The sequence below is a fragment of the Oleiphilus sp. HI0066 genome (assembly GCF_001635725.1).
In genome coordinates this window covers 1-1,712 of the sequence record NZ_LWFH01001072.1, presented here as the reverse complement: position 1 = coordinate 1,712, position 1,712 = coordinate 1, and the positions used below count along the sequence as shown (strand labels likewise).

Annotated in this window: 2 protein-coding genes and 1 pseudogene; all 3 read left to right on the top strand. The window is 44.4% G+C overall.

Features of this window, described 5'->3' with window-relative positions; all coding sequences use genetic code 11:
* Positions 1–230, top strand: a pseudogene (locus A3738_RS31115) (type II secretion system protein GspE); the annotation flags it as partial.
* 2 nt (positions 231–232) lie between these two features.
* A complete protein-coding gene (gene gspF / locus A3738_RS13395; protein ID WP_068479650.1) occupies positions 233–1,444 on the top strand; it encodes a type II secretion system inner membrane protein GspF in 1,212 nt (403 codons plus the stop codon).
* Between the two features lie 29 nt (positions 1,445–1,473).
* A partial coding sequence (gene gspG / locus A3738_RS13390) for a type II secretion system major pseudopilin GspG (protein ID WP_068763642.1) occupies positions 1,474–1,712 on the top strand: 239 nt, incomplete at its 3' end.

The following is a 1,712-nucleotide window of genomic DNA, read 5'->3' as shown; positions in this document are numbered from 1 at the left end:
AAGGGTGCAGTGAATGTAATCACTTAGGCTATCAAGGACGATTAGGTGTTTACGAGATTATCGAGATCGATAATCAGATGCGTAGCTTGATCCACGATCGTGCAAGTGAGAAAGAACTAGAAGCCTGCGCTCGAGAAAAATCCCCTGCAATTTTTGATGATGGGGCAAGGAAAATCTTAGATGGTGTGACGACTGTTGAAGAAGTCTTACGTGTCACACACAAAGGTTAGTTATGGCAGCCTTTGAATATGTCGCTCTTGATGAGCGTGGTAAAAAACAGAAAGGCGTTATAGAAGCGGATTCCGCGCGTCAGGTGCGTCAGTCTCTTCGAGATAAAGGATGGATGCCGCTCGAGGCGAATCAAGCGGCTGAACAAAAACAGTCTAAAAGTCTTCTAGCGCGTAAGCCAAGTTTGAGCGTACGCGATCTTGCTTTAGTTACTCGCCAAATCGCCACATTAGTTCAAAGCGGGATCCCTATCGAAGAAACGCTCAGTGCCGTGGCCTCTCAAAGTGAGAAACCTAATATTCGCAGTATGATTTTGGCGATTCGATCGAAGGTTTTAGAAGGTTTTACCTTGGCAGATAGCTTGGCGGAATACCCCGCGGCTTTCCCTAAGTTATATCGATCAACTGTTGCAGCTGGCGAAACTGCCGGGCATTTAGATTTAGTGTTGAATCGACTCGCTGATTATACCGAAGGACGTCAGGCTGCGCGTCAGAAAATCCAATTAGCAGCTATTTACCCAGTGATATTGTCGATCGTTGCAATTTCTATTGTTGTGTTCTTGTTGACCTATGTGGTGCCTGACATCATTGAGGTATTTATCAATAATGGGCAGGCTCTCCCTCCTTTGACGCAAGCTTTACTGAGCGTTAGCGACTTTTTAGCAGAATGGGGTGGATTACTAGCTGCATTGTTGGTGATCGCTTTTATTGGTTTCCAGTATATGTTGAAACGGCCCAGCTTTAGATTTCAGTGGCACCGACAATTGCTTGTTTGGCCATTTATTAAGAAATTGAGTCGGGGAACAAATACTGCTCAGTTTGCAAGTACCTTGAGTATTTTAACTAGCTCTGGCGTGCCGCTAGTTGAAGCGATGAAAATTAGTTCAGAGGTTCTCAGTAACGACTGTCTTAAAGCGTCATTACAAGACTCCGCGAAACAAGTCAGTGAAGGTGCGAGTCTGCACAAAGCGCTAGAGAATACGGGATATTTCCCACCGATGATGGTTCATATGATTGCTAGCGGTGAGTCTAGCGGCGAACTGGATCAGATGTTAGAGCGAACTGCGAGCCATCAAGAGAGTGATTTGGCCGCACTAATTGAAACGATTGTCGGTTTGTTCGAGCCCTTAATGCTCTTATTAATGGGGGGCGTGGTATTAATTATCGTCCTCGCGATTATGTTGCCAATCCTTGGAATGAGTAACTTGGTTGGCTAAAAAAAACTAATGAAGAAAGGTGTTATTCAATGAGTGTCCACGGTAAAAAACAACATGGTTTTACCTTGATTGAAATCATGGTTGTGATGGTTATTTTGGGTCTTTTAGTGGCAGTGGTAGCGCCAAATATACTTGGACGCGGGGAAGAAGCGAGAATTGGCGTTGCTAAAACGCAGTTGCGTAACGTTTCGTCTGCTCTGGATTTATATAAGCTCGATAATTTCAATTACCCTAGCACTGAGCAAGGTTTAGAGGCTTTGGTTAATAA

Coding starts and splice junctions, on each gene's coding strand:
- gspF (WP_068479650.1), top strand. CDS start 233: ATGGCAGCCTTTGAATATGTCGCTCTTGATGAGCGTGGTAAAAAACAG.